The sequence below is a fragment of the Sphaerotilus microaerophilus genome, assembly GCF_023734135.1.
Classification (GTDB): Bacteria; Pseudomonadota; Gammaproteobacteria; order Burkholderiales; family Burkholderiaceae_C; genus Sphaerotilus; species Sphaerotilus microaerophilus.
Genome location: NZ_AP025730.1, coordinates 4,792,039 through 4,814,459, shown reverse-complemented (window position 1 = coordinate 4,814,459; position 22,421 = coordinate 4,792,039). Strand labels below are relative to the sequence as shown.

General features: G+C 71.0%; 20 protein-coding genes. 10 read left to right on the top strand and 10 right to left on the bottom strand.

Annotated features, from left to right (window positions below; translation table 11 throughout):
• Nucleotides 1-11: 11 nt before the first annotated feature.
• On the bottom strand, nt 12-899 hold the full coding sequence (locus NGK70_RS20540; RefSeq protein WP_251970335.1) for a LysR family transcriptional regulator: 888 nt from the start codon (nt 897-899) through the stop codon (nt 12-14).
• Between the two features lie 216 nt (nt 900-1,115).
• Between NGK70_RS20540 and NGK70_RS20535 the strand changes: the two genes are divergently transcribed.
• From NGK70_RS20535 to NGK70_RS20520, 4 genes are all read left to right on the top strand, one after another.
• Nucleotides 1,116-2,102, top strand: coding sequence for a tripartite tricarboxylate transporter substrate binding protein (locus tag NGK70_RS20535; RefSeq protein WP_251970334.1), 987 nt, complete (start codon nt 1,116-1,118; stop codon nt 2,100-2,102).
• Nucleotides 2,103-2,115: 13 nt separating this feature from the next.
• Nucleotides 2,116-3,315 (top strand): M20 aminoacylase family protein, encoded by a 1,200-nt coding sequence (locus tag NGK70_RS20530; RefSeq protein WP_251973846.1) that lies wholly within the window; start codon nt 2,116-2,118, stop codon nt 3,313-3,315.
• Nucleotides 3,316-3,329: 14 nt separating this feature from the next.
• Nucleotides 3,330-4,745: an amidase gene (locus tag NGK70_RS20525; RefSeq protein ID WP_251970333.1), complete on the top strand. Its 1,416-nt coding sequence runs from the start codon at nt 3,330-3,332 to the stop codon at nt 4,743-4,745.
• A gap of 67 nt (nt 4,746-4,812) precedes the next feature.
• Complete coding sequence (locus NGK70_RS20520; RefSeq protein ID WP_251970332.1) at nt 4,813-5,238, top strand: Lrp/AsnC family transcriptional regulator; 426 nt, start codon at nt 4,813-4,815, stop codon at nt 5,236-5,238.
• A 19-nt stretch (nt 5,239-5,257) separates the two neighbouring features.
• Here the strand turns inward: NGK70_RS20520 and NGK70_RS20515 are convergent, their stop codons facing one another.
• Together NGK70_RS20515 and NGK70_RS20510 are read right to left on the bottom strand one after the other, a co-directional pair.
• Entirely contained in the window at nt 5,258-6,343 is a 1,086-nt protein-coding gene (locus NGK70_RS20515; protein WP_251970331.1) for an ornithine cyclodeaminase, read from the bottom strand.
• Nucleotides 6,344-6,506: 163 nt separating this feature from the next.
• Complete coding sequence (locus NGK70_RS20510) at nt 6,507-7,703, bottom strand: amino acid aminotransferase (RefSeq protein WP_251970330.1); 1,197 nt, start codon at nt 7,701-7,703, stop codon at nt 6,507-6,509.
• A 352-nt stretch (nt 7,704-8,055) separates the two neighbouring features.
• On the opposite strand from NGK70_RS20510, the gene NGK70_RS20505 reads away from it, so the two are divergent.
• Complete coding sequence (locus tag NGK70_RS20505) at nt 8,056-8,961, top strand: response regulator (protein WP_251970329.1); 906 nt, start codon at nt 8,056-8,058, stop codon at nt 8,959-8,961.
• A 34-nt stretch (nt 8,962-8,995) separates the two neighbouring features.
• Here NGK70_RS20505 and NGK70_RS20500 read toward each other — a convergent pair whose 3' ends face one another.
• Both NGK70_RS20500 and lplT read right to left on the bottom strand, forming a co-directional pair.
• Nucleotides 8,996-9,937 (bottom strand): DMT family transporter, encoded by a 942-nt coding sequence (locus tag NGK70_RS20500; protein WP_251970328.1) that lies wholly within the window; start codon nt 9,935-9,937, stop codon nt 8,996-8,998.
• Nucleotides 9,938-9,939: 2 nt separating this feature from the next.
• Entirely contained in the window at nt 9,940-11,217 is a 1,278-nt protein-coding gene (gene lplT, locus NGK70_RS20495; protein WP_251970327.1) for a lysophospholipid transporter LplT, read from the bottom strand.
• Nucleotides 11,218-11,391: 174 nt separating this feature from the next.
• Between lplT and alr the strand changes: the two genes are divergently transcribed.
• From alr to ileS, 3 genes are all read left to right on the top strand, one after another.
• On the top strand, nt 11,392-12,561 hold the full coding sequence (alr, locus tag NGK70_RS20490; RefSeq protein ID WP_251970326.1) for an alanine racemase: 1,170 nt from the start codon (nt 11,392-11,394) through the stop codon (nt 12,559-12,561).
• Nucleotides 12,554-13,591, top strand: coding sequence for a chorismate transformation FkbO/Hyg5 family protein (locus tag NGK70_RS20485; RefSeq protein ID WP_251970325.1), 1,038 nt, complete (start codon nt 12,554-12,556; stop codon nt 13,589-13,591). Before alr ends, NGK70_RS20485 begins: the two co-directional genes overlap by 8 nt.
• A gap of 282 nt (nt 13,592-13,873) precedes the next feature.
• The gene (gene ileS / locus NGK70_RS20480) at nt 13,874-16,783 is read left to right on the top strand and encodes an isoleucine--tRNA ligase (RefSeq protein WP_251970324.1); all 2,910 of its coding nucleotides are present in this window, start codon (nt 13,874-13,876) and stop codon (nt 16,781-16,783) included.
• A gap of 36 nt (nt 16,784-16,819) precedes the next feature.
• Here ileS and NGK70_RS20475 read toward each other — a convergent pair whose 3' ends face one another.
• Complete coding sequence (locus NGK70_RS20475) at nt 16,820-18,553, bottom strand: BamA/TamA family outer membrane protein (RefSeq protein WP_251970323.1); 1,734 nt, start codon at nt 18,551-18,553, stop codon at nt 16,820-16,822.
• Between the two features lie 180 nt (nt 18,554-18,733).
• Here NGK70_RS20475 and NGK70_RS20470 point away from each other — a divergent pair, with 180 nt between their 5' ends.
• Both NGK70_RS20470 and NGK70_RS20465 read left to right on the top strand, forming a co-directional pair.
• Nucleotides 18,734-19,363: a cytochrome c oxidase subunit 3 gene (locus NGK70_RS20470; protein WP_251970322.1), complete on the top strand. Its 630-nt coding sequence runs from the start codon at nt 18,734-18,736 to the stop codon at nt 19,361-19,363.
• 18 nt (nt 19,364-19,381) lie between these two features.
• Complete coding sequence (locus tag NGK70_RS20465; protein WP_251970321.1) at nt 19,382-19,669, top strand: cytochrome C oxidase subunit IV family protein; 288 nt, start codon at nt 19,382-19,384, stop codon at nt 19,667-19,669.
• A 21-nt stretch (nt 19,670-19,690) separates the two neighbouring features.
• Here NGK70_RS20465 and NGK70_RS20460 read toward each other — a convergent pair whose 3' ends face one another.
• The 4 genes from NGK70_RS20460 to NGK70_RS20445 are packed head-to-tail and all read right to left on the bottom strand — an operon-like array spanning nt 19,691 to nt 22,418.
• A complete protein-coding gene (locus tag NGK70_RS20460) occupies nt 19,691-20,527 on the bottom strand; it encodes an urease accessory protein UreD (protein ID WP_251970320.1) in 837 nt (278 codons plus the stop codon).
• 12 nt (nt 20,528-20,539) lie between these two features.
• The gene (ureG, locus tag NGK70_RS20455) at nt 20,540-21,205 is read right to left on the bottom strand and encodes an urease accessory protein UreG (RefSeq protein WP_251970319.1); all 666 of its coding nucleotides are present in this window, start codon (nt 21,203-21,205) and stop codon (nt 20,540-20,542) included.
• A 10-nt stretch (nt 21,206-21,215) separates the two neighbouring features.
• Nucleotides 21,216-21,671 carry a GNAT family N-acetyltransferase gene (locus NGK70_RS20450; RefSeq protein ID WP_251970318.1) on the bottom strand — a complete coding sequence of 152 codons (456 nt, stop codon included), beginning with the start codon at nt 21,669-21,671 and terminating at the stop codon, nt 21,216-21,218.
• A 21-nt stretch (nt 21,672-21,692) separates the two neighbouring features.
• Entirely contained in the window at nt 21,693-22,418 is a 726-nt protein-coding gene (locus NGK70_RS20445) for an urease accessory protein UreF (protein ID WP_251970317.1), read from the bottom strand.
• Nucleotides 22,419-22,421: the final 3 nt, after the last annotated feature.

The window sequence follows — 22,421 nt, the reverse complement described above, 5'->3', positions numbered from 1 at the left end:
CCGGTGGCGCGTCAACATACCTGCATCAGGCAGTGCGCGAGGTAGGCTGCGGCGGGCGTGAGCGGCACATCTGGCCGCGTGAGCAGCAGCAATTCCACGTCGCAGGGCCGAATGGGGCAGGGGTCGATCGCGACGATCCCACGTGACTCCGGGTGGCCCAGCAGCGGGGCGGGAAACAGGCTCACCGCGTCCGAGTGGCGCAGCAGCGTCATGGCGGCCAGGGTTTCGCACAGCACGACGCGCCTGGGCGGGGCGACACCGGCAAGTGCGAACATGGCGTCGATGCGTGGCTGCTGCCCGCCGGCAATCGACTGCGTGAAGATCCACTCCTGCGCCACCAGCGCGTGCGCATCGGGGGCGGTCAGCACCGGGTGACCTTCGCGCACCACGATCCGCTGTGGCGCCTGGAGGATCCGCTGGCGCTGGAATTCATCCCCCTCCAGCTCGCCGACATCCGCCGCGACCACCGCGATGTCGAGCGTGCCGGCACGCAGGCCCGGCAGCACGCGGGCCATCAGGCCTTCGATGAGCTGCACCTGCACATGCTGGTAGCGCTGCCGGAACCAGCGGAAGGCCTCGCCCAGGCCGCTCAGGGTGACGAAGGGCGTGACCCCCAGGCGCACGCTGCCGGCGTCCTCCCCCGCGGCCTGGCGCAGGTCGTCGCGTGCCAGCGCCATCTGGCGGGTGACCACCCGGGCCCTCGCCAACAGGCGCGTTCCCGCCTCGGTCAGGTCCACGCCGCGGGAGCGGCGCAGGAGCAGCGGCACACCGGCCTCTTCCTCCAGCAGCCGCATCGACTTGGTCACCGCCGCCTGCGACAGGTGCAGGGCACGTGCGGCCGCGCGGATGCCGCCATGTTCGACGACGGCAACCAGGATCTGCAATTGCTGGAGTTTCATGCGGATCGGATGACGGTGAAGCGGGACTGGGGGACGACCGGGCCGCTCGGTGTTTTCCCGTGGGGGGCTCGAACCCCGGCCATTGTGGCCCTCGACGCCAATCCTATGTGACAACCATCAGTTGTCATGAACCCGATTGGGAGTCTATCTGTTGTCCTGCTGTCTGCCTACGATGGCGCCATCCTGCTCGTTGCCATGAACCGTTTTGGAGACGCCATGTACCTCGCGATCACCCGCCGCCTGTTCAACCTGAGCTGCCTGGCCGGCGGCCTGTCCCACACTGGTGGCGCTGGGGCGCAGGAGGCGCGCGTGACCACGCTGGTGGTGCCCTACCCGGCCGGGGCCCTGTCGGACGCGATCGCGCGGGCGGTGCAGGAGCCGCTGCGCGGGCATCTGCAACAGACCATCTTGATCGACAACGTCAGCGGCGTCAGCGGCACCGTGGGCGCACAGAAGGTGCTCAGCGCGCCCGCCGATGGCCAGATGCTGTTTCAGGGCTCGCCCAACGAGCTGATCCTGCCGCCGCTGGCGCTGAAGTCGGTCAAACTGCGGGCGGAGGACTTCCGCGTCGTGCACCCGATCGGCGAGTCGCCCTTTGTGCTGATCGCCCGCGCCGGTCTGCCGGTCAAGACCGCCGACGAGCTGATCGCGCTGGCCCGGTCGCAGCCGGACCGGCCGCTGACCTATGGCAGCACCGGCATCGGCTCGGCCTACCACCTGCTGACCGAGCAGCTGGCGAACCAGAACGGCGTCAAGTTCACCCACGTGCCCTACCGCGGCGGCGCGCCGATGGTGCAGGACCTGATCGGCGGGCGGCTCGATTTCGTCATCACGCTCTACAACAGCGTCATCGTCGGCATGACCGAGAAGGGGCAGCTCAACCCGCTGGCCGTGTTCGGCAGCCAGCGCCATGAGCAGATGAAGTCGATGCCCGCGGCCAGCGAGACCCAGGCGCTCAAGGGCATGCCCACCAGCCTGTGGAGCGCCTACATGGTGCCCGCCAAGACGCCCGAGGCCATGGTGCAGAAGCTGCATCTGGCGCTGCTGAAGGTGGCGTCGGACACGCAGGTGCGTGCGCTGCTCGAGAAGCTCGGCATGCGCGCGGCCCAGCCGATGTCGTTGGCCGACTCGGCGAAGTTCTACACCGCCGAGATCGCGCGCTACCGCGCCCTGGCGGCATCGATCCACCTGCAGGCGGAGTGAGCCGGCCGTGCCGATGACCGCGCACCCGCTGATCGGCCGGCTGCAGGCGCAGGCCGAGGCCTTCGTCGCGCTGCGGCGCGACCTGCACCAGCACCCGGAATTGGGCCTGGCCGAGATGCGGACTTCGCAGCTGGTGGCCGAGGGCCTGGCCGCCTGGGGCTACGAGGTCCACCGCGGCCTGGCGACCACCGGCGTGGTGGGCACGCTGCGCCGCGGCACGGGCGGGAAGCGGCTGGGCCTGCGCGCCGACATGGACGCGCTGCCGATCCACGAATGCAGCGGCAAGCCCTGGGCCAGCCGGCACGCAGGCGTGATGCACGCCTGCGGCCACGATGGCCACACCGCGATGCTGCTGGCCGCGGCCCGCCACCTGGCCGAACAGAGCCACTTCGACGGCACGCTGCACCTGATCTTCCAGCCCGCCGAGGAGCACCCCGGCGGCGCGAAGCTGATGATCGAGCAGGGCCTGTTCGAGCGCTTTCCCTGCGACGCGGTGTTCGCGATGCACAACATGCCGGGCACGCCGCAGGGCCACTTCGTGCTGCGCGACGGGCCGGCGATGGCCTCCTCGGACGACGTCACCATCACGCTGCACGGCGTGGGCGGCCACGGCGCGATGCCCCACCGCGCCACCGACCCGGTGGTGGCCGCGGCCAGCATCGTGATGGCGCTGCAGACCATCGTCTCGCGCAACGTCGACCCGCGGCAGACGGCGGTGGTCACCGTCGGCGCCCTGCAGGCCGGCCGCGCCAACAACGTGATTCCGGCGGCCGCGACGCTGGCGCTCAGCGTGCGCGCGCTCGACCCCGCGGTGCGCGACCTGCTGCAGCAGCGCATCACCGCGCTGGTGACGGCGCAGGCCGAGAGCTACGGCGTGCGCGCCGAGGTGGTCTACCAGCGCGACTACCCGGTGCTGGTCAACCACCGCGCCGAGACGGACCTGGCGCGCGAGGTGGCGCTGGAACTGGTCGGCCCCGACCGGGTGACGCTGCAGGGCCCCGCGCTCGTCGGCAGCGAGGACTTCGCGGTGATGCTCGAGCACTGCCCCGGCAGCTACCTGCTGATCGGCAATGGCGCCGAGGGCCACCCCGGCCAGAGCCCCTGCATGGTGCACCACCCCGGCTATGACTTCGACGACCGCAACCTGCCCATCGGCGCCGCCTTCTGGGTGCGGCTGGCCGAGCGCTTCCTGGCCAGCGATGCAGCCGGCTGAATGAGGAGAACCGCATGAACACCGAACCCTGGCGCCTCGGCGCCGCCGAACTCGCCGGCGCGATCCGCGACCGCCAGATCAGCGCCCGCGAGGCCACCGACAGCGTGCTGGCGCGCATCGAGGCGGTCAACCCTCAGCTCAACGCACTGGCCACCGTGCTGGCGGATGAGGCCCACGCCGCCGCCGATGCCGCCGACGCCGCCCAGGCCCGCGGCGAGTCGCTCGGCCCGCTGCACGGCGTGCCGGTGACGATCAAGGTCAACGTCGACGTGGCCGGGCAACCGACCACCGACGGCGTGGCCGCGTTGAAGGACAACGTGGCCGCCGAGGACTCGCCGCTGGTGCGCTCGCTGCGCGAGGCCGGGGCGATCATCGTGGGCCGCAACAACGCGCCGGCCTTCTCGCTGCGCTGGTTCACCGACAACAGCTTCCACGGCCGCACGCACAACCCTTTCGATGCGCGGGTCACGCCCGGCGGCTCCAGCGGTGGCGCTGCAGCGGCGGTGGCCACCGGCCTGGGCGCGATCGCGCATGGCAACGACTACGGCGGCTCCATCCGTTACCCGGCCTGGGCCTGCGGCGTGGTGGGCCTGCGGACCTCGGTGGGTCGCGTCCCTTCCTACAAGGCCAGTGCGCCGAACCGCATCGTCACCAACCAGCTGATGTCGGTGCAGGGCCCGCTGACGCGCAGCGTGCGCGACGCCCGCCTGGCGCTGCAGGTGATGGCGCAGGGCACGCCGCTGGACCCGCAGTGGGTGCCCGCGCCGCTCGAGCAGCCCGACGCCGCCCGGCCCGGACGGGTGGCGCTGTTCACCGGCTGGCAGGGCTCGCCCGTCGATCGCAGCGTCGTCGAAGCCTGCGAGCAGGCCGCGCGCTGGCTGGAGGCCGCCGGCTACACGGTGGAGGAGGCCGAGCCGCCGCACTTTGCCGAGGTGTCGGCGATGCAGTTCGCGCTGGTGATGAACGACATGCGCCGCGGTGGCGCCGCCTTCATGCGCGAGCACGGCGATGACGCGCTGCGCCGCGCGCTGGAGCTGTACCTGGCGGTGACGCCGGACTGGGGTCGCGACCAGGTGCTGGAGGCGCTGGCGCGGCGCTTCAACATCGCGCGCGACTGGGCGGTGTTCCTGGAGCGCTACCCGGTGCTGCTGATGCCCAACTCCTGGGAGCGCCAACTGCCGATCGACGACGACCAGCACAGCCCCGAGCGGGTGCAGCAGATCCTGCTGGCCCAGTCGCCGTTGCTGTCAACCGCGGTGCTCGGCCTGCCGGGGCTGTCGATACCCACCGGTCGTTCCGAGGGCCTGCCGACCGGTGTGCAGCTGGTGGCCAACAAGTTCCGCGAGGACCGCCTCCTGGCCGCCGGTGAGGTGATCGAACGTGCTGCTGGCTGGGACGTGCTGGCGCAGTTGCCGGCGCGCTGGGCCTGAGCGTTTCAGGGGGCAGCCGCGCGATACTGATGGAGCCGAGGCCCGCCTGAGCGGGCCGGCCCCCGACATGAAACTCGATGACACCGACCGCGAACTGCTGACGCTGCTGCGCCGCGACGCCCGCCTGAGCGTGCAGGCGCTGGCCAGCAAGCTCGGTGTGTCGAGAGGCACCGTCACCAATCGCATGCGGCGGCTGGAGGACGAGGGCGTGATCGCCGGCTACACCCTGCAAGTGCGACCCGAGGACGAGCCCACCTGGATCCGTGCCTGGATGGGCGTGCTGGTGGAAGGCAACCAGACCCGCGCGGTGGTCGCTGCCCTGCTGGGTGAGCCCGGTGTGTGCGGCCTGCACGACACCAACGGCCGTTGGGATCTGATGGCCGAACTGCGCGCCGAGAACATGGCCGAGCTGTCGCGCGTGCTGGAACGTGTGCGGCTGATCAAGGGCATCGCCAACACCGAAACCAGCATCCTGCTGACGTCGTTTCTCTGAGGGCCGGCCCGACTGGCGTTCAGGCCGTGGCCGAGGTCAGCGCTTGGGTCGCGATCATGTGGGCGGCGGGTTCGCGATGCAGCAGTCCGAACAGATTCTTTGGGTCGGTGGGCGTTGCCACCAGGTCGATCTCCCGGCCCAGGCCCAACCGCTGCGCGGCTTCGTGCAGAACGGTCAGTGCGCTGAAATCCTCCAGCGCAAAACCCACCGAATCGAACACCGTCACCTCGTCGGCGCTGCGCCGCCCGGTGGCCGAGCCCGCCAGTACCCTCCACAGTTCTGTGACCGGGAAGTCGGCTGGCATCTGCTGCAGGTCGCCCTCGATGCGGGTCTGCGGCTCGTACTCGACGAACACCCGGCTGCGCTGCAGCACCTGCGGATGCAGCTCGGTCTTGCCCGGGCAGTCCCCGCCCACGGCGTTCAGGTGCATGCCGGGCTCCAGCATCTGCGGCGTCACGATGGTGGCGCGCTGCTTGTCGGCGGTGACGGTGGTGACGATGTCGGCGCCGCGCAGCGCCTCGGCGGTGCTGCGGCAGACGGTGATCGCCAGCCCCTGGCCGGCCAGGTTGGCCGCCAGCTTGGCGGTGGCGGCGGGGTCGACGTCGAACAGGCGCAGGGCGCGGATATCCAGCGTGTCCCGCATCGCCAGCGCCTGGAACTCGCTTTGCGCACCATTGCCGATCAGCGCCATCGTGCGGCTGCCCGGCCGTGCCAGCGCCCGGGCGGCCACGGCCGACATGGCCGCGGTGCGGATCGCGGTGACCAGCGTCAGCTCGCTGATCAACCTTGGCACGCCGGTGGCCACGTCGGCCAGCACGCCGAAGGCCATCACCGTCGGCAGCCCCGCACGGGTGTTGACCGGGTGGCCGTTGACGTACTTGAAGGCGAAACGCTCGGCATCGGCGATCGGCATCAGCTCGATCACGCCGTCGCTGGAATGGCAGGCCACCCGGGCGCTCTTGTCGAAGTCGGGCCAGCGCAGGAAGTCGAACTCGATGCGTTCGGCCACCTGCGCGATGCAGCGGCCGAGTCCGACGCGGCGGATCCAGTCGACGACATCGTCGGTGCCGAGGTGGCGGGTGGGGCGGCTGGTGGGGCGGACCATGGACTGTCTCCTTCCATCGTTGAGTTTGTCGATGGAAGGAGTCTCTGGCGGGTCCGTCTCAAAAGGCAGTGGGCAGACTGCCGAAGCGATGCGGGCCGATGCAGCAGATTGTCAGGGGCGACTGGCGAAGTGCTCGATGCGCCGCCCGCAGCCGCTGCTCAGTTCAACCCGCCAGCACCTTTGCCATCGCCTGCGCCGTGGCGTCCACGTTCGACGAGTTCAGCCCCGCCACGCACATGCGCCCTGAGCGCACCAGGTAGACGCCGTGCTGCTCGCGCAGCACATCCACCTGGGCGGCGCTCAGGCCGGTGTAGCTGAACATGCCGCGCTGGGTGAGGAAGTAGCTGAAGTCACGCCCGGGCAGCTTGGCCACCAGCACGTCGTGCAGGCGCTGGCGCATGGTCTTGATGCGGCTGCGCATGCCGCCGAGCTCGGCGTCCCAGTTGGCGCGCAGCTCGGGCGTGCCGAGCACCCGCGCAACGATCTGGCCGCCGTGGGTCGGCGGGCTGGAGTAGTTCTTGCGCACGGCCACCTGCAGCTGGCCGAGCACCAGCTGGGTCTCGGCGGCGCTGGGGCAGATCACGCTCAGGCCGCCGACGCGCTCGCCGTACAGCGAGAAGCTCTTCGAAAAGCTGTTGGCGATGAAGCAGGGCAGGCCGGCGTCGGCGATGGCGCGGATCGCGAAGGCGTCTTCCTCCACCCCGTCACCGAAGCCCTGGTAGGCGATGTCCACGTAGGGCAGCAGCTCGCGCTCGGCCAGCACCGGGATCAGCGTCGACCACTGCGCGCGGGTCAGGTCCACGCCGGTGGGGTTGTGGCAGCAGGCGTGCAGCAGCACGATGCTGCGCTTGGGCAGGCCGCGCAGCGCGTCGAGCATGGCGTCGAAGCGCAGGCCGCCGGTGGCCGCGTCGTAATAGGGGTAGGTGTTCACGGTGAACCCGGCACCCTCGAACATCGCGCGGTGGTTGTCCCAGGTGGGGTCACTGACCCAGACCTGCGATTGTGGGAACCAGCGCTTGAGGAAGTCGCCGCCCACCTTCAGGCCGCCGGAGCCGCCCAGCGTCTGGATGGTCGCCACGCGGCCAGCGGCCAGCAGCGGGTGACCGGCGCCGAACAGCAGCGCCTGGACCTGCTCGCGGTAGTTGGCGGCACCGACCATCGGCTGGTAGGGCTTGGCGCCGATGCTGCCCAGCATGGCGGTCTCGGCCGTGCGCACTGCCTCCATCACCGGCAGGCGGCCGGCGTCGTCGAAGTAGATGCCGATGGACAGGTTGATCTTGCCCGGCCGGGGATCCTTCTGGAAGTTCTCGTTGAGGGTCAGGATCGGGTCGCCGGCATAGGGCTCGACATGTTCGAACATCGTGGGGCTCCAGGTCGCGGCCGGAAGTCGGGCGCAGGGGTGGAAGGGGGGAACGGTCTTGGGCGGAAGGCGTGAATTATCCCGCCGCAGGGTCCGGCGCCCCGAATTGAACAAGCCGCGACCGCTGAGTGGGGCGGGCAGGTCGTGCGACAGGCGACGGCGTGGCGTTGCGTGACCTTCCGTGACGTTGTGCGCGTGGCGTGGGACGACCGGCGCCACCGAGGCCGGGACGCCCGGATCCGTGCCACCGAAGCGGGGGAACAGCACCGCATCGGGGGGTCTCATCGCCTTGACTCGTCTCGTTACAGAAATGAAGAATCCGGGCAATGCCTCCAGCCAGGAAACCACCCCCATGACCACCGTGCCACGGGTTGCCATCGTCGGATTCAGTGCCTTCGAGCGCAGCACGCTCGAAAGCTTCTTCCGGCTGTGCTCGCCGGGGATGCAGGTGGTCTACGACATGGCCGCGGTGGCGCTGTGTGATCTCGTCGTGGCCGATGCCGACCAGCCGGCGGCGATCTACGCGGTGGGCCGGGCCGGGCGGGTGCGCGATGCGGTGTTCGTCGGCGGCCCGTCGGCGCCGGTGAGTGCTGGTGCCCACCTGGCGCGGCCGGTGGATGCGCTGCAGATCAAGCGGGCGCTCGACGCACTGGCCGCGCAGCGCGTGCGGCGCCCGGCCGGTGTGCAGGGCCTGTCTGGCGCAACGGGCGGCGGGGCCGCGGCGGCCCGGCCACATCGCCCGAGCGGACGTGCGCGCCAGGCCGCGGCGGACGCGCTGGAGGTGGTGCAGGATTTCCGTGGCAGCTCGGGCTTCAGCAACTCGGTGCTGGTGGAGGGCGAGATGCGCCTGGACGAGGTGCTGGTGGTCAGCGCCAGCCCGGCCGAGCGCCGCCTGCTGCGTGACCTGCTGACGCGCTACGGCTACCGCGTGGGGCTGGCGCCGAACGCCGAGGCGGCGGTGGAGTCCTGCGAGATGAAGACCTTCGGCTTCGTCTTCCTCGGCCTGGGGCAGGACGGGCTGGACAGCTTCCTGGCCTGCCGGCGCATCAAGCGCCGCCCGATGCTCAACGGCGTTGCGCCGGTGGTGGTGGCGCTGGCGCACCGCCATGGCGCGATCGACCGCATCCGCGCCACCTTCGCCGGCTGCGATGCCTACCTGGCCGCGCCGCTGGACGAGGATGACCTGCTGCGTGTGCTGGCGCGGCACGACCCGACCTTCGAGCGCGTGTTCGAGCCGACGGCGCCGCTGCCGGTCTGACCCGCCGCGGTGGGCCTCCTGGGCGGTGAAGCGCTCAGCGCCGCTCGCCAAAGGCCGCCAGCAGCGTGGCGCCCAGGATCAGTGCCCCGCCCAGCCAGACCGCCGGCTGCACCGCCTCGCCGCCCAGCCACATGGCCGTTAGCGTCGCGATGGGCACCTCGGTGGGCATCACCACCGCAGCCACATTGGCCGGCAGGCGTGCCGCCCCGTACTGCAGCGCCAGGTTGGCGACCAGGAAGGCCAGCGCGAGCGCCAGGGTGGGCAGCCACCACTGGCCCACATCCCCGGCGGGCCAGCCGATGCCGGCCAGGCCGAACACGCCGATGCGTGCCGAGCACAGCACCGCCACGAGCCCCGCCACCAGCGCACCGCCCGCGAACATGGCCAGCGCGCGGGCCTCCTCGGGCTGGGCGGCTTCGCGGCGCAGCATCACGTTGTTCAGCGCAAAGCACAGCCCGCCGAGCACGCCCAGGGCGTCGGCCATGTGGCCGAGCCCGGCCGGAGAGGCGCTGCTGCTGCTGCTCCCGCCCGATCCGCTGGAGCCGGCCGTGATGACCAACACCGCGCCGCCCAGTGCCAGCGCCAGGCGGCCGAGTACCGCGCGCGTGGGCCGCTCGCCCAGCAGGCCCCAGGCCAGCAGCACCGTCCACAGCGGCGTCAGGTAGAACAGCAGCACCACGCGGGTGACCTCGCCGACCGTCACCGCCCAGTTGAAGGCGGCATTGGTGCCGCCCGAGGCCAGCACGATGACCCACAGCGCTGGCGAGCCGGCCAGCTGCCGCCAGGCCGCCGGCCGCCAGAGCGTGATGGCCAGTGCCGAGACCATGTAGACCAGGCAGGTGACCCACAGCGGGTGCAGGCCCTGCCCATGCAGGTGGCGAAACGGCCACCACGACAGTCCCCAGGTGGTCGCGTTGAGCAGCAGGGCGACGACGGCCAGCAGGCGAGGCTGCGCCTGCAGGTGTGCAGCGCTCACGCTCAGTGCCCGTCGCAGCGCGCGATCGCCAGCAGGCGCTCAACCTCCTCGCGGTGGCGGATGCAGTTGCGGCGGTGCCAGTGGCCGATGGCCCACATCGTCGCCGCGACCAGCAGGCCGAAGATGGTGATCGCACCGAATGCGGACATGCCCACCTTGGTCAGACCGGAATAGAACGCGCCCAGCGCCAGGATGCAGGCCTGCTCGTTGAAGTTCTGCACCGCGATCGAGCGGCCGGCGCCCATCAGGTTATGGCCCCGGTGCTGGAGCAGCGCATTCATCGGCACGACCAGGAAGCCGCCAAAGCCACCCAGCAGGATCAGGAAGGGCGCGGCCACCCAGACGTTGTCGATGAAGACCATGCCCACCAGCAGCAGGCCCATGCCGATGCCCAGCGGGATGGTCTTGGGTGCCTTGTCCAGCTTCATCGCCGCCGACGCGACCACTGCGCCCACCGCCGTGCCGATGGTCACCACACCGACCAGCGAGGTGGCCTGCGTGACGCCGTAGTTCAGCGCCGCGGCGGCCCAGGCCAGCACGATGTAGCGCAGGTTGCCGCCCACGCCCCAGAACAGCGTGGTGGTGGCCAGGGAAATCTGGCCGAGCTTGTCGTTCCACAGCCGGGCGTTGCAGTCGGCAAAGTCGCGCACCAGCACCATCGGCTGCGACGGCATGGGCTCCAGCTCGGTGTCGGTGCGAGGGATGCGCAGGTTGAACAGCGCGGCAATGATGTACGGAATGATCAGCGCCGTCACCGCCGCCTCGGCCGGGGTGTCGACGCTCGTGTCGATCAGCGGCAGGTCGAAGCCCAGCAGGATCGGTGCGATGTGGATGCCCACCAACTGGCCGCCCAGCAGCACGCCCATGATGATCGAGGCGATCGTCAGCCCCTCGATCCAGCCATTGGCTTTGACCAGCTGGGACGGGGGTAACAGCTCGGTGAGGATGCCGTACTTGGCTGGCGAGTAGGCTGCGGCGCCGAGCCCGACCACTGCGTAGGACAGCAACGGGTGCGATCCGAACAGCATCATCAGGCAACCGACCACCTTGATGCTGTTCGAGATGAACATCACCCGGCCCTTTGGAATGGCGTCGGCGAAGGCCCCCACGAACGGTGCCAGGATCACGTAGAACAGCGCGAACATGGGGACCAGCGCGGCGCGCTGCCACTCCCCGGCGCCCGAGGCGCGAAGCAGTTCGACCGCCGCGACAAACAACGCGTTGTCTGCCAGCGAGCTGAAGAACTGCGCTGACATGATGGTGTGAAAGCCTTTTTTCATCCGGCGCGGGTGGGGGCCGCCAGACCGCGCATCGCGATGCCCGCGCGATCCCCCGGAAATCCGGCGGTGGGCACGCACCTACCTGCGGTCTTTGAACGCGGCGGGGTTATAGCACGCCCCCGCAGGTGCCCCGGCCCCGCCGGCCCCAGGAATACCCGCTGGCACAATCCCCGCATGCCCCGGCCCATCGTCGCCCAGATCCATCCCGAAGCCATTGCCCACAACCTCGCCGAGGCCCGCCGCCATGCGCCGGACGCGCGCCTGTGGGCGGTCATCAAGGCCAATGCCTATGGGCACGGCATCGAGCGCGTCTGGCCCGGCCTGCTCGGCGCCGACGGACTGGCGCTGCTCGACCTGGCCGAGGCCGAGCGTGTGCGCGCGCTGGGCTGGCGTGGCCCGGTGCTGCTGCTAGAAGGCGCTTTCGAGCCGCGCGACCTGGAGCTGTGCTCGCGGCTGAACCTCTGGCACGTGGTGCACTGCGACGAACAGATCGCCTGGCTGGCAGCCCACAAGACGCACCAGCCGCACCGCGTCTTCCTGAAGATGAACAGCGGCATGAACCGCCTGGGCTTTCGCGGTCCGGCGCTGCGCAGCGCCTGGGCACGGCTGAACGCGCTGCCGCAGGTCGACGAGATCTCGCTGGTCACGCACTTCTCCGATGCCGACGCCACCCGCGACGGCGAGGACGGCATCGCCTACCAGCTGCGCGCCTTTGTCGAGGCCACGCAGGACCTGCCCGGCGAGCGCAGCCTGAGCAACAGCGCGGCCATCCTGCGCCACGGCGAGCGGCTCGACGTGCGTGCCGACTGGGTGCGCGCGGGCATCCTCACCTACGGCAGCGCACCCGACTTCCCCGAGCACGATGCCGCGCATTGGCGGCTGCGCCCGGCCATGACGCTGAAGTCGCGCCTCATCGCCACGCAGGACCTGCAGACCGGCGACTCGGTGGGTTACGGCAGCGCCTACCGCGCGCCGCGGCCGATGCGCATCGGCATCGTCGCCTGCGGCTACGCCGACGGCTACCCGCGCCATGCCCCCGGCGGGCATGACGGCCCGGGCACGCCGGTGCTGGTCGATGGCAACCGCACCCGCACCGTCGGCCGCGTGTCGATGGACATGCTGGCGGTGGACCTCACGCCGGTGCCGGCGGCGGGCATCGGCAGCGAGGTGACGCTCTGGGGCCGCGGCCCCCATGGCACTCCAGGCAGCCTGCTGCCGATCGACGAGGTGGCTCGCGCGGCGGGCACCATCGCCTACGAGCTGATGTGCGCGCTGGCCGCCCGGGTGCCGGTGCAGGTCGAGGCCACCGAGGCGGTCGAGGGGACCGGAGCGTCGGGTGGCTGAGCCGCGGCGCGTGCTGCACGTCGGCCGGGGCGCGGCGGGTTTCCAGGCCCCCGGCGAGGGGGCCGTGGTGCTGGGGCATTGCGACTACGAACCACCGCTGCGCCTGCTCGCCAGTGGCGCGGACGCCGCCGGCCCGCAGGACCATTGGTGGACCACCGGAGCGCCGCCAGCGGCGATCGAGGCGTTCGACGACGGCCAGGGCCTGGGCTGGCGCAGCGACAGCGAGTGGACCTTCGGCCGCCTGCAGCTGCCCGAATCCGCCGCCAGCGCAGGCAACGATCTGGAGGCGCTGTCGCACGCGGCCTACACCCGGCTGTTTGCGGCGCTGGCCCAGGCCGGCACGCCCCAGCTGCTGCGGCTGTGGAACTACCTGCCGCGCATCAACCAGGAGCAGGCCGGGCTGGAGCGCTACCGCCGCTTCAACCTGGGGCGCCAGGCGGCCTTCCAGCAGGCCGGGCGCAGCGCCTTCGACGGCGCACCCGCGGCCTGTGCGCTGGGCTGCCCGGGGCCGGCCGATGGGGCGGATGGGCCCGGGGCCTCTGGTTGCAGCGGGCTCACCCTGTACTTCCTGGCCGGGCGCCAGCCGGTCACGCCGGTCGAGAACCCGCGCCAGGTCAGCGCCTACCGCTACCCCAGCCGCTACGGGCCGTCGGCGCCCACCTTCTCGCGCGCCGCACTGGCCGACCTGGGCAGCGGTCGCACGGGCCTGTTCATCTCGGGCACCGCCAGCATCGTCGGCCACGAGACGGTGCACCTCGGCGACGTGCGGGCGCAGACGCGCGAGACCGTCACCAACCTGCGCACGGTCTGCGAGGTGGCGTCGCAGCGTGCCGGGCGCTGCTTCGCAGCCGAGCAACTGGAGCTGGTCGTCTACCTGCGCCACCCCGCGGACCTGGACGCGGTGCGCGAGGACCTGGCCGCCGCCCTCGGCGCCGACAGCCCGGCGCTGCGCGGGGCGATCTTCGTGCAGGCCGATGTCTGCCGCGCCGACCTGCTGGTCGAGATCGAGGCGCACGGTCTGCCTCGTTAGAATCTGCACACCATGCTGCCGCCTGCGCCGACCCTGCACCCCCACCGCCTGCGCGCGTGCGGTGGCGCGGCCTGCCCCAACGCGACACGGCGCCAGACCACCCGCGACCGAATTCGCTGACCCGGCTGACCGGTCAGCCGGCGGCGCGCTGCCCTTGCGCGCCCCGCTCACCGCCCGCCCGTGCCCACTCCTCGCCCCCGGATGGCCGACCCTGCGCCGCCCCGGGCGCCCCGATTTCCGCGTACCCCGCGATGAGCGCAGCCTCTGTGCTGCGAAGCCCTCATGAACGACAAGACCTCCCCCAAGCGTGACGCCGACGCCAGCGCCGACAGCAAGTACCGCGGCACCCTGAACATGCCCGACACCCCCTTTCCGATGCGCGGCGACCTGCCCAAGCGCGAGCCGGGCTGGGTGAAGGACTGGAACGACGGCGGCCTCTACATGCGCCTGCGCGAGGCGCGCAAGGGCGCGCCGCTGTTCGTACTGCACGACGGCCCGCCCTACGCCAACGGCCAGATCCACATGGGCCACGCGGTCAACAAGGTCCTCAAGGACATGATCGTCAAGAGCCGCCAGCTCGCCGGCTTCGACGCGCAGTACATCCCCGGCTGGGATTGCCACGGCCTGCCGATCGAGAACGCGATCGAGAAGAAGCACGGCCGCAACCTGAGCCGCGACGAGATGCAGGCGAAAAGCCGCGCCTACGCCACCGAGCAGATCGAGCTGCAACGCGGCGACTTCAAGCGCCTGGGCGTGCTGGGCGACTGGGAGCGCCCCTACCGCACGATGGACCCGGCCAACGAGGCCGGCCAGATCCGCGCCTTCAAGCGCGTGATCGAGCGCGGCTTCGTCTACCGCGGCTTGAAGCCCGTCTGCTGGTGCTTCGACTGCGGCTCCTCGCTGGCCGAGTTCGAGATCGAATACGCCGACAAGAAGAGCGACACGCTGGACGTGGCCTTCGAGTCGAACGATGCGGCCGGCCTGGCCAAGGCCTTCGGCCTGGACGCGCTGCCGGCGGGCAAGACCGCCTTCGCCATCATCTGGACCACCACCGCCTGGACCCTCCCCGCCAACCAGGCGCTCAACGCCCACCCCGAGCTGGAGTACGCACTGGTCGACACGCCCAAGGGCGTGCTGCTGCTGGGCGCCAGCCTGGTCGAGAAGTGCCTGGAGCGATTCGGCCTGGAAGGCCACGTGCTGGCCACCGCCAAGGGCGAGGCCCTGCGCGGCCAGGTCTTCCGCCATCCGCTGTACGACTTGCCTGACAGCGGCAACGAGTACAGCTACAGGCGCCTGTCACCGCTCTACCTGGCCGACTACGTCAGCGATGCCGACGGCACCGGCGTCGTGCACTCGGCGCCCGCCTATGGCGTGGACGACTTCAATTCCTGCGTCGCCCACGGCCTGAAGTACGACCAGATCCTCAACCCGGTGCTGGGCAACGGCGTCTACGCCGCCGAGCTGCCGCTCTTCGGCGGCCAGCACATCTGGAAGGCCTGCCCGGTCATCATCGAGACGCTGCGCGCGCACGGCCGCCTGATGGCTACCCAGGCGATCACCCACAGCTACCCGCACTGCTGGCGCCACAAGACGCCGGTGATCTACCGCGCCGCGGCGCAGTGGTTCGTGCGCATGGACGAGGGCGAGGGCGTCTTCACCAAGGACAAGGCACCGCAGACGCTGCGCCAGATGGCACTGGCCGCCATCGACCACACCGGCTTCTACCCCGAGAACGGCCAGGCCCGCCTGCGCGACATGATCGCCAACCGGCCCGACTGGTGCATCTCGCGCCAGCGCTCCTGGGGCGTGCCGCTGCCCTTCTTCCTGCACAAGGATTCGGGCGAGCTGCATCCACGCACGATGGAGATCCTCGACCAGGCCGCCGACATCGTGCAGCAAGGCGGCATCGAGGCCTGGAGCCGCGTGACGGTCGAAGAGATCCTGGGCAGCGCGGACGCCCCGCACTACACCAAGAGCAGCGACATCCTGGAAGTCTGGTTCGACTCCGGCTCGACCTTCCAGCACGTGCTGCGCGGCAGCCACGCCCATGCCTACCCCAACGGCGCCTTCCACGCCCAGGGCCCGGAGGCCGACCTCTACCTCGAAGGCCACGACCAGCACCGCGGCTGGTTCCACTCCTCGCTGCTGCTGGGCTGCGCGCTGTACGGCCGCGCACCCTACAAGGGCCTGCTGACCCACGGCTTCACCGTGGACAGCCAGGGTCGCAAGATGAGCAAGAGCCTGGGCAACGGCATCGACCCGCAGGACGTCTCCAAGAAGCTCGGCGCCGAGATCATCCGCCTGTGGGTGGCCGCGAGCGACTACTCCGGCGACATCGCCGGCGACGACAAGATCCTCGCCCGCGTGATCGACGCCTACCGCCGCATCCGCAACACCCTGCGCTTCCTGCTGGCCAACACCTCGGACTTCAACCCTGACACCGACGCGGTGCCCGCCACACAGCTGCTGGAGATCGACCGTTACGCCCTGGCACGAGCCGCCGAGCTGCAGGCCGAGATCCTGAAGCACTTCGACGCCTACGAGTTCCACCCGGTGGTGAGCAGGCTGCAGGTCTACTGCTCGGAAGACCTCGGCGCCTTCTACCTCGACGTGCTCAAGGACCGCCTCTACACGACTGCCCCCAAGAGCCTGGCGCGCCGCAGCGCCCAGACCGCGCTGTGGCAGATCACGCACGCCATGCTGCGCTGGATGGCGCCCTTCCTCAGCTTCACCGCCGAGGAGGCCTGGGCCACCTTTGCACGTGAGAAGTCCAGCGGCTCGATCTTCACCGAGACCTACTGGCCCTTCGCCACCCCCAACGAGGCCCTGCTGGCCAAGTGGGCGCGCATCCGCGCGATCCGCGACACGGCCAACAAGGAGATCGAGGCGTTGCGCGGCACCGGTGCGGTGGGCGCGTCCCTGCAGGCCACGCTGACCATCACCGCCGGCGCCGACGACGCCGCACTGCTGCGCAGCCTGGGCGACGACCTCAAGTTCGTCACCATCACCTCCGCGGTGACCGTGGTGGACGGCGACGAGCTGAAGGTCACGGTGTCGCCCTCCACCGCGGTCAAGTGCGAGCGCTGCTGGCACTACCGCGATGACGTGGGCGCCGATACCGCGCACCCGACGATCTGCGGGCGGTGTGTGAGCAATCTGCAGGGCAGCGGCGAGTTGCGCACGGTGGCCTGACGGCCTGACCAGCGGGCGAGTTCCGACGCTCCCGCGTCAGAAACTCGCCCGCGACTTGATCAGGAATTGCACCTTCTTCACGTCCGGGCCGGCGTTGACGGGGAAGGCCAGGTCCACGTGCAGCACGTTGCTGAAGGCGGTGCGGGTGCTGACGATGCGCAGGCCGGCGCCGAGGTTGCCGAGCCAGCCGGTGCTCGATGAGCTGGACGAGGTGGAGGCGCCGGCATCGGCGCCACCCCAGGCGCGCCCGACGTCCAGGAAGGCGGCTCCACCGAAGCGGAACAGCTCCCAGAGGTACAGGTCGGTGTAGAAGCGCTCCTCCACGGTGAAGAGCGCGCGCCGGTGGCCGTTCTGGTAGCGCAGCGGGTAGCCGCGCAGGCCGTTGTCGCCGCCCAGCTGGAGGGTGTCGGTGCCGTCCGGACGGGTCAGCTGGTCGTAGGCTGCCGAGGCGTAGAACAGGCGGTGTGTGCTGCGTGGCAGGTAGTACTGGGCCTGCAGCCGCAGGTGCTGGCGCTGCAGGCCCGCCGAGGAGGCTTCGCCGTCCAGCGAGGCCGAGGCCATCAGCGTCTGCCGGGGCGCCGGCTCGAAGCCGTCGGCGATGCGGCCCGAGTAGAGCAGGGCGTTGCGCGTGGAGCCGAAGCGCTCCGAGGCCCAGCCCAGCTGCAGCGTGGCGGTCTGCCCGAGCGCGAAGAACTCCGGGCGGCCGATCAGGTTGCGGTTGACTTGGCGGCTGTAGGCGTCCTCGATCCACTGCCAGCGCAGGAAGGGCGCCACGACCTTCTGGTCGGCAGGCAGGCCCTGCGGCGCGAGCAGGCCGTCGGCGCTCTCGTAGGCGTCGCGCTGGTAGGTCAGCCCGACGCTGGTGCGCAGCACCCAGCCCTGCACCCAGCCGTCGGACCAGCCACCGAAGACCTCGCCCTGCCGGGTGCGGTGGCGGTACTGGCTGACGATGCGCCCGCCGTCGTACTGGGCGTCGATGCGGTCGTCACGCACCGCGGACAGGCCCGTGGCCCAGCGGGTGTCGAGCGCGTAGAAGGGCCGGGCAATCGAGGCGGCGTCGCGGCGGCCGTCGCTGTTGGTGGCGTGGCGCAGGTCCACGGACGCCCAGGTGCCGAAGGCGCGCTCGTTGGAGAACTGGATCTCGGTGCCGGAGCGGTCGACGTTGGTGGTCCGGCTGATGCCCAGCGTGGTGCCGGTGCCGAAGACGTTGTAGTCCTTCAGGTGCAGCCCGCTGGAGTTGGCGCCGCCGCTGCGCCCGGCACTGGCGCCGACGTCCAGCGACCAGGTGTCGCGGGTGACCACCAGGATGTCCACCTCGCCGTCGCGCACCGCCAGGGGCCGGAACTCTGCATCGTAGAAGTACTGGCTGGAGCGCAGCAGGCGCTCGCTTTCCTCGATCAGCCGGGCGGACACGACCTCGCCCGGCTTGAACAGCAGCGCCCGCTCGACCACGTGGGCGCGGGTGCGGATGTGCAGGGTGTTCGCCAGGTTGAACAGCCAATTGCGCTCACGCGGGTTGGTGGGGTCGAAGATGTCCTGGTTCCGGACCTGGATCCGCCCGATGCGCACGCCGGTGGTCTCCAGTTCAACCCAGGACGGCAGCGGTGCCGCCCCCGCGGCCGCTGTTGCCGTTGCTGGCTCAGTCGCCTGTCCTGCCGCTTCCTGTTGTGCCGCAGCCGGGCACAACCAGGTCAGCCACAGCAGCGCAACGGCGTGGCCCAGCCAGGGGTGGCCCCGGGGTCGGTGCTTCAGGGGGACGGGGGCGGGCACGGCGGCAGTGTGCCGGGGGTGGCTGATCAAGGGCTGAAGACGGGTTGTGCGGCGGCGGGAGGCTCCCAGGGCCCATCTTGAGTGGGGCCTTGCGCTGCATCATGTCGCAAGTTCGCACTTCGGCCTGCGGCTTGCAGGGGCTTCGGGGTGTGGATAGCGCCGCCGCGGGACACTCGTCGCATGGAGCAAACGGTCCCCGCCGCCCTCACGCCCGCCGCCCTCACGCCCGCCGCCCTCATGCCCGCCGACAGTGCGCCCCGTCTGCATGGTGACCTGGCCGTCTGGCTGGTGATCCTGATCGAGCTGGCCACCTTCGCGCTGCTGTTTGCCAGCTTTGCCTTTGCGCGCGTCTGGGAGCCGCAGGTGTTCGCGCAGTCGCAGGCGACGCTGGACCTGCGCTTCGGCGCGGTCAACACCATGCTGCTGGTCAGCGGCAGTGCCGGCGTGGCGCGGGCGGTGCAGGCGCTGCGCGCCGGCGCGGCGCCGGCCCGTGCGGGGCGCTGGTGGCTGTTCGCCCTGGCCTGCGGGGTCGCCTTCCTGGCCTTGAAGGGGGTTGAGTACGCCGACAAGTTCGAGGCGGGCGTGGGCCTGACCACCAACACCTTCTACATGTTCTACATCCTGCTGACGGGCTTCCACTTCCTGCATGTGCTGGTGGGCGTGGTGTTCATCGCGGTGCTGTGGTTCCATACCCGCCGCGGTGCCTACGGGCCCGGGCGCACCCATGTGCCGGAAACCGGCGCGGCGTTCTGGCACATGGTCGACCTGCTGTGGATCGTGCTGTTCCCGCTGGTCTACGTCATGAAGTGAGGCAGGGGGAACAGGGCGATGTCGTTGTTGAAGAACCCGGTCGACCGCATCTGGCTGGCGCTGATGGTGGCCACGGCCATCACCTTCTGGCTCGGCGAGAGCGGCCTGGCGAGCAGCGCGGGCGCCGTGTCGGTGGGGCTGATGTTCGGGCTGTCGCTGCTCAAGGGCGTGCTGGTCATCCTCGACTTCATGGAGCTGCGCCAGGCGCCGGCGCTGTGGCGGCGGGTGATGCTGGGCTGGCTGACGGTGGTGATCGCGCTGATCCTGCTGGCCTGGACGATCGCCCGCTGGCGCGCGGGGGCTTGAACGGGCCTGTCGGGTTCGTTCTCAGGTGCGCCAGACGCGCGGCTCGGCGGCCGGCAGGTCCCAGGCGGCCGAGCGCCAGGCAGCGCGCACCGCACGCAGCAGGTGGAACAGCGGCTCGGTGCGCCCGGCCAGGGCGCGCAGCACGATCAGGCGCGGCTGGGCGCGGGTGACCCCGGCGAATGTCCCTTCAAAGGCGCCGCCGGGCTCGATCAGCGCGCGTGCGCCCTCGATGGCCTGGGTGACGCGCGCTTCGGCCGGGTCGCTGCCCCAGGCCAGCCAGGCGGTGGCGAGGGTGCGCTGGCCGGCCAGGCCCAGGGGCGAATCGAGCAACAACCGGTCGCTGGCGTCGATGCGGGCCTGCTCCAGCCAGAGGCCGTCGATGGCGATGCGCTGGTCGAAGTGGCCGGTCGCAAACGGCGCGTCGGCGGCCGGCAGGCCCAGCGCGAGCAGGTCCCAGCCGATCATCGCGGCGCCGCTCGCCAGGGTCACCTGCAAGTCGTTGACGGCGCGCGCACCGTCGTAGGCCAGCGTCTCCAGCGGCAGCCACTCCAGTCGGGCGCCTTCGCCCAGGTGCAGGCGCACCTGCTGGGTGGCCTCGTCGCCCTGGCTGCGGTACCAGCGGGTGGCGCCGGGCGTGGTCAGCAGCGCGTGGCTGCCGGCGCCCAGGCGGGCCTCCACCTCCAGTCGGTCGCCGCCCACCAGCCCTGCGGGTGGGTGCACCAGCACGTGGTGGCAGATGGCCTCGCCCTCCGGGTACAGCGCCTTGAGCACCCGCAGCGGGCCGGTATGCGCCGAACGGGCGCGGGTGCACTCTGCGTCGCAGGTGTAATCCAGCCGCAGTGCGGCGTGCCAGCCCATGCGCCCGGGGCCTCAGACGGGTGCGGTGAGCAGGCCGCGCGCCTCGATGAAGCGCACCACCTCGGCCAGGCCTGCGCGCGTCTTCAGGTTGGTCATCACGTAGGGGCGGCGCCCGGTGTGGTCCGGCCGCATGCGGCGCGTGTCGGCCTCCATCACCGCCAGATCGGCGCCCACGTGGGGCGCGAGGTCGGTCTTGTTGATCACGAAGAGGTCGCTCTTCGTGATGCCCGGCCCGCCCTTGCGCGGGATCTTCTCGCCCGCGGCCACGTCGATCACGTAGATCGTCAGGTCACTCAGCTCGGGGCTGAAGGTGGCGGCCAGGTTGTCGCCGCCGGACTCGATGAAGACGATGTCCGCGTCCGGGAACTTCTCCAGCATGCGGTCCACCGCCTCCAGGTTGATCGAGGCGTCCTCGCGGATCGCGGTGTGCGGGCAGCCGCCGGTCTCCACGCCCATGATCCGCTCGGGCGCCAGCGCGCCGGCCACGGTGAGCAGGCGCTGATCCTCCTTGGTGTAGATGTCGTTGGTGACCACGACCAGGTCCCAGCGCTCGCGCATGGTCTTGCAGAGCATCTCGACCAGGGTGGTCTTGCCGGAACCGACGGGGCCGCCCACGCCCACGCGCAGCGGCGGGAGCGTCTTGGTGCGGTGGGGGATGGCGTGCAGGGCGGAGGTCATGCGCAGGGCTTCAGAGGGTGCGGGTCATGAAGACGCTGAAGGGGTCTTCTGCGTAGTCGGCAAAGGGGCCGCACTCGGCAAAGCCGAAGCGGGCGTAGAGGCGGCGCGCCGGGTCGAAACCGGGCACGCTGCCGGTTTCCAGGCTCAGCCGGTCCAGGCCACGCTGGCGCGCTGCGTCGAGGATGTGCGCCAGCAGCGCCGCGCCCACGCCGCGGCGCAGGTGGGGGCGGGCGGTGCGCATGGACTTGAGCTCGCCGTGGTGGGCATCGAGCTGCTTGAGCGCGCCGCAGCCGAGCAGCGCGTTGCCCTCCCAGGCGGTCCAGAAGGTGATGTCCGGTGCGCGCAGGCGGTCGAGGTCGAGCGCGTGCACGCTCTCCGGCGGCGACAGCTCGAACATGCCAGCGAGGTGCTCGCCCAGCAGGGCCTGCACGGCGGGGTGGCTCAGGTCATCGAGGCGGATGTCCATGCGGCGCTCCTGCGGGCGGGTTCAGGACCGGAACAGGCGCGAGTACTGCGCCTCGTGCCGCGCGGCCAGGATGGCCAGCACCGGCGCGAAGTTCTGGCGCCTTGCGGGATCGTTCAGCAAGGCCTGTTCCACCCAGCCGGGCAGGGCGTCGGCGAGCTGGCCGAGCAGCCGCTGGCCGGCGCTCTGGCCCAGCGGGACGGTTTTCACCGCGGCCTGCACCATGTTCTCGGCCCAGCCGAAGCCGAAGGCGATCAGCGCCTCACGCAGGGGGGCGCCGCTGCGTGCGGCCGCCAGGGCAAAAGCAATCGGCCAGGTGGGGGCGGGCTGCAGCGCGGCCAGCCGCTGCAGGTCGGCGTCGGCCTCACGCTGGCGCAGCCAGTCGGTCAGCGAGCGGCCCATCTGCAGCGTCTGCTGGCGCGCCTCGGCACCGTCGCGGGTGTGGACCACCCAGTCGTTGAGCGCCTCGATGCCCTCGCTGTCCGCTCCATCCGCTCCATCCGCACCGTCTGCGCCGCCCCGCCAGGCCCGCACAGCGGCGGCCAGCAGGGGCAGTTCGGCGCGCGCGAGCACCAGCGCCTGCTGGTCCAGCAGCCAGGCGGTGGCGCTGGCCTCGTCGTGGACACGGCCGCTGTCCACCGCCGCCTCCAGCCCCTCGGAGTAGCTGAAGCTGCCCACCGGCAACGCGGGCGAGGCCAGCCAGAGCAGGCGGATCAGCGAGGCGGCGCTCAGCGAGGTCGTTGGCGTCATCGG

Coding starts and splice junctions, on each gene's coding strand:
- NGK70_RS20540 (WP_251970335.1), bottom strand. CDS start 899: ATGAAACTCCAGCAATTGCAGATCCTGGTTGCCGTCGTCGAACATGGC.
- NGK70_RS20535 (WP_251970334.1), top strand. CDS start 1,116: ATGTACCTCGCGATCACCCGCCGCCTGTTCAACCTGAGCTGCCTGGCC.
- NGK70_RS20530 (WP_251973846.1), top strand. CDS start 2,116: ATGACCGCGCACCCGCTGATCGGCCGGCTGCAGGCGCAGGCCGAGGCC.
- NGK70_RS20525 (WP_251970333.1), top strand. CDS start 3,330: ATGAACACCGAACCCTGGCGCCTCGGCGCCGCCGAACTCGCCGGCGCG.
- NGK70_RS20520 (WP_251970332.1), top strand. CDS start 4,813: ATGAAACTCGATGACACCGACCGCGAACTGCTGACGCTGCTGCGCCGC.
- NGK70_RS20515 (WP_251970331.1), bottom strand. CDS start 6,343: ATGGTCCGCCCCACCAGCCGCCCCACCCGCCACCTCGGCACCGACGAT.
- NGK70_RS20510 (WP_251970330.1), bottom strand. CDS start 7,703: ATGTTCGAACATGTCGAGCCCTATGCCGGCGACCCGATCCTGACCCTC.
- NGK70_RS20505 (WP_251970329.1), top strand. CDS start 8,056: ATGACCACCGTGCCACGGGTTGCCATCGTCGGATTCAGTGCCTTCGAG.
- lplT (WP_251970327.1), bottom strand. CDS start 11,217: ATGAAAAAAGGCTTTCACACCATCATGTCAGCGCAGTTCTTCAGCTCG.
- alr (WP_251970326.1), top strand. CDS start 11,392: ATGCCCCGGCCCATCGTCGCCCAGATCCATCCCGAAGCCATTGCCCAC.
- ileS (WP_251970324.1), top strand. CDS start 13,874: ATGAACGACAAGACCTCCCCCAAGCGTGACGCCGACGCCAGCGCCGAC.
- NGK70_RS20470 (WP_251970322.1), top strand. CDS start 18,734: ATGGAGCAAACGGTCCCCGCCGCCCTCACGCCCGCCGCCCTCACGCCC.
- NGK70_RS20465 (WP_251970321.1), top strand. CDS start 19,382: ATGTCGTTGTTGAAGAACCCGGTCGACCGCATCTGGCTGGCGCTGATG.
- NGK70_RS20460 (WP_251970320.1), bottom strand. CDS start 20,527: ATGGGCTGGCACGCCGCACTGCGGCTGGATTACACCTGCGACGCAGAG.
- ureG (WP_251970319.1), bottom strand. CDS start 21,205: ATGACCTCCGCCCTGCACGCCATCCCCCACCGCACCAAGACGCTCCCG.
- NGK70_RS20450 (WP_251970318.1), bottom strand. CDS start 21,671: ATGGACATCCGCCTCGATGACCTGAGCCACCCCGCCGTGCAGGCCCTG.
- NGK70_RS20445 (WP_251970317.1), bottom strand. CDS start 22,418: ATGACGCCAACGACCTCGCTGAGCGCCGCCTCGCTGATCCGCCTGCTC.